Source organism: Micrococcus sp. LASM2_SD2 (assembly GCF_057364565.1).
In genome coordinates this window covers 1-3,666 of record NZ_JBNFOB010000227.1, presented here as the reverse complement: position 1 = coordinate 3,666, position 3,666 = coordinate 1, and the positions used below count along the sequence as shown (strand labels likewise).

Sequence of the window (3,666 nt, the reverse complement as noted above, 5' to 3'; positions counted from 1 at the left end):
GAGGCCCTGCCGGCTGAACACCGGCCTGGTCCTCCACCAGCCCGCGCGCTCAGCGCTGGCGCGGGTCGGCGAGGGCGGCCGCGCCCACCTGGTCAAGGGCGACCGCGAGGTCTTCGGCCTGCAGGGCCGGTCCGCGGAGCAGCGGCTGGCGATCGACCTGCTGATGGATCCTTCCGTGGGCATCGTGTCCCTGGGAGGCCGGGCGGGCACCGGCAAGTCCGCGCTGGCGCTGTGCGCCGGTCTGGAGGCCGTGATGGAGCGCCGGGAGCACCGCAAGGTGGTGGTCTTCCGGCCGCTGTACGCGGTGGGCGGCCAGGAGCTGGGCTACCTCCCCGGCAGCGAGGCAGAGAAGATGAATCCGTGGGCGCAGGCCGTCTATGACACGCTCTCCGCGGTGGTCTCGGACAACGTGATCGACGAGGTCATGGACCGCGGCCTCGTGGAGGTCCTGCCGCTGACCCACATCCGCGGCCGCTCCCTGCACGACGCGTGGGTGGTGGTCGACGAGGCCCAGTCCCTGGAGCGCAACGTGCTGCTCACGGTTCTCTCCCGGATGGGCCGGAACTCGAAGGTGGTCCTCACCCATGACGTGGCTCAGCGGGACAACCTGCGTGTCGGCCGCCACGACGGCATCGCGGCCGTGGTGGAGACGCTCAAGGGCCACCGGCTGTTCGGGCACATGACGCTGACCCGCTCCGAGCGCTCGGAGATCGCGGCCCTGGTGACGGAGCTGCTGGAGGAGCGCGGCCGCTGAGCGGACGGGGCGCCACGGCGCGGAGCACGCCGTCGGCCGCCCCGGGCCGCGAAGGGCTGTGGCCCTGATGATCCGGACATGAAAAGGGGCCGCTGCGCGAAGCAGCGGCCCCGGGCGGGGGTGCTCGGCCCCGTGGAGGGGGGATGTGGGACCGAGGAAGCCCGCCACCATGGCCCCTTGAAACGGGATCGAGGCCATGGGGTCTTTCAAGGTCGAACGGAAAGTTACCTCCCGTTCAACAAGTGTCACTCTATCCCCCTGCGGGTGGACCGCGCAACAGGATCTGTGGAGTGAATCCGGACGATCTGCGGCCGTCTCATAAAGTGGTCCCCATGGGGTGGGAGTTGACCTCCGGAGGAGGGGGGAGCGTCGCCGGGACGGTGGCGCAGATTGGCTGGATCGCCGGCCTCGTGTGGGCCGCGGTCTGCGCGGTGGTGCTGTTCGCGGCCGACTGCCGTGAACACCGGCTGCCGAACCGCTGGACGGGTGCCTTGGCCCTCGGGGGAGTGCTGACGGCGGCTGCGGTGGCGGCGCTGACCGGTGACGCCTCCGTTTTGGCGACCGCGATGCTCGGCGGCCTCGGCTACCTGGTGGCCATGCTGGTGCTGCACCTGCTCACCCGCGGAGGCCTGGGCATGGGGGACGTGAAGCTCGCCGGCGGACTGGGCCTCTACACAGGGGTGCTCGGCCCGGGCCACGGTGGCGGCGGGTGTGCTGGCGATCCTGCTCGGCGGGCTGGTGGCCGTCGCCATGGTGCTGATGCGCCGCGCACGGCTCGACGGCCTGCCGTTCGGGCCGCCGATGCTCGTGGGCGCGGCGGTGGTGCTGGCGTTCTCGCTCCGCTGAGGTCAGGTGACGGTCTGCGTCGTGGGGAACGTCTTGGACGTGGTCTTGGCACCCGCCGCGTCAGCCCACTTCACTGTGGCTGGGACCCCAGGTATGTACCGCTCTGGCTCGCACCCGTGGTGGGCGACTGCCGAATGGTGATCGGCTGACTGAAGGCATAGGTCTGGGTGACGCTGTCGATCCGCACTGTCCCTGAAGTCGAGTTCGTGGTCTCTACCCACAGGCCGATCGAGGTGTTCGGGTCTCGACGGCGTCGATCGTGGGTGCACCGGTGATCTTCCTCATCAGAGAAGCCCCAGGTCAGAGCTTTCCGTTCGATGAGTTTGCTGAAAATCTGCACAGCCCTGGGCCCGCCCCTGTGCAGGCCGTCCCCCCCCCCTGCGTCCGGGTGACTGTGGAGTAGCCGTCCGCGGCCGTCGTCGGGACAGGGAAGGTTCCACTACGGAACGGCGCGGTCCCCTTGTCAGGGGGCCGCGCCGTCGTCGTGTGTCAGGTGCCGTCAGGCACCGTCCGGGATCACTCGCCCGGGTGTGTCATGGACATGGTGTCGAGGGCCTGGTCCAGCTGCTCCTCGGTGACCTCGCCGCGCTCCACGTAGCCGAGGTCCACGACCGCCTCGCGGACGGTCATCTTGCTGGCCACGGAGTGCTTGGCGATCTTGGCGGCGGCCTCGTAGCCGATCACCTTGTTCAACGGGGTGACGATGGACGGGGAGGCGCCGGCCAGGAAGGTGCAGCGCTCCTCGTTGGCGGTCAGGCCGTCGATCATCTTGTCCGCCATCACGCGGGAGGTGTTGGCGAGCAGGCGGATGGACTCGAGCAGGTTGGCGGCCATCACCGGGATGCCGACGTTCAGCTCGAAGGCGCCGTTGGTGGAGGACAGGGCCACGGTGGTGTCGTTGCCGACCACCTGGGCGCACACCATGATCGCGGCCTCGCAGATCACCGGGTTGACCTTGCCCGGCATGATCGAGGAGCCCGGCTGCAGGTCCGGGATGGCGATCTCGCCGAGGCCGGTGTTCGGGCCGGAGCCCATCCAGCGCAGGTCGTTGTTGATCTTCATGATCGAGTACGCGATGTTGCGCAGCTGGCCGGAGGCCTCCACGAGGCCGTCGCGGTTCGCCTGGGCCTCGAAGTGGTCGCGGGCCTCGGTGATCGGCAGGCCGGTCTCCTCGGCGAGCAGCTCGATCACGCGGGACGAGAAGCCCTTCGGGGTGTTGATGCCCGTGCCCACGGCGGTGCCGCCGAGCGGGACCTCGGCCACGCGCGGCAGCGAGGACTGCACGCGCTCGATGCCGTAGCGGACCTGCGCGGCGTACCCGCCGAACTCCTGGCCCAGGGTCACCGGGGTGGCGTCCATGAGGTGGGTGCGGCCGGACTTCACGATGCCCTTGAACTCCTCGGCCTTCGCCTCGAGGGAGGAGGCCAGGCGCTCGAACGCCGGGATCAGGTCGTTGATCAGGGCGTCGGTCACGGCGACGTGCACGGAGGTCGGGAACACGTCGTTCGAGGACTGGGAGGCGTTCACGTGGTCGTTCGGGTGGACCTCCTCCTCGGAGCCGGCCTCCTTCAGGGCCCGGGTCGCGAGGGTGGCGAGCACCTCGTTGGTGTTCATGTTCGAGGAGGTGCCCGAACCGGTCTGGAAGACGTCGATCGGGTAGTGGTCGTCGTGGGCGCCGGAGATGACCTCGTCGGCGGCCTTCACGATCGCGTCCGCGCGCTCCTGGGAGATGATGCCCAGCTCCGCGTTCGCCTTCGCGGCGGCCTTCTTGATCTGGGCCAGGGCGTGGATGTGGGCCGGCTCCAGGGTCTTGCCGGAGATCGGGAAGTTCTCCACGGCACGCTGGGTCTGGGCCCGGTAGAGGGCATCCGCCGGGACCTTCACCTCGCCCATCGTGTCGTGCTCGATGCGGTACTGCTGCTCGTTCTGTGCGCTCATGGTCCTCATCCTAGTGACACGGGCCGATGCTGCGGAGGTGAGACCGTTCTGTTGCCGTCGCTAGGGTGGGGGCAGGGCTCGGGGGGCGGGCGAGGCGCCTGCGCCGGGCCCGCGGCGTGGACGCCGTC

3 protein-coding genes and 1 pseudogene are annotated in these 3,666 nt (G+C 69.7%); 3 read left to right on the top strand and 1 reads right to left on the bottom strand.

Annotation, left to right across the window (positions count from 1 at the left end; genetic code table 11):
• The 3 genes and pseudogenes from AC2W7A_RS10425 to AC2W7A_RS10415 form a co-directional block, all read left to right on the top strand.
• Positions 1 to 754, top strand: a 754-nt coding sequence (locus tag AC2W7A_RS10425; protein ID WP_485991293.1) for a PhoH family protein, incomplete at its 5' end; no start/stop codon positions are given.
• 143 nt (positions 755 to 897) lie between these two features.
• Positions 898 to 1,377: pseudogene (locus AC2W7A_RS10420) on the top strand (hypothetical protein); the annotation flags it as partial.
• 88 nt (positions 1,378 to 1,465) lie between these two features.
• Positions 1,466 to 1,600 (top strand): hypothetical protein, encoded by a 135-nt coding sequence (locus tag AC2W7A_RS10415; protein WP_485991294.1) that lies wholly within the window; start codon positions 1,466 to 1,468, stop codon positions 1,598 to 1,600.
• Between the two features lie 516 nt (positions 1,601 to 2,116).
• Here AC2W7A_RS10415 and AC2W7A_RS10410 read toward each other — a convergent pair.
• The gene (locus tag AC2W7A_RS10410; RefSeq protein ID WP_485991292.1) at positions 2,117 to 3,538 is read right to left on the bottom strand and encodes a class II fumarate hydratase; all 1,422 of its coding nucleotides are present in this window, start codon (positions 3,536 to 3,538) and stop codon (positions 2,117 to 2,119) included.
• Between the last annotated feature and the right edge of the window lie 128 nt (positions 3,539 to 3,666).

Coding starts and splice junctions, on each gene's coding strand:
- AC2W7A_RS10410 (WP_485991292.1), bottom strand. CDS start 3,538: ATGAGCGCACAGAACGAGCAGCAGTACCGCATCGAGCACGACACGATG.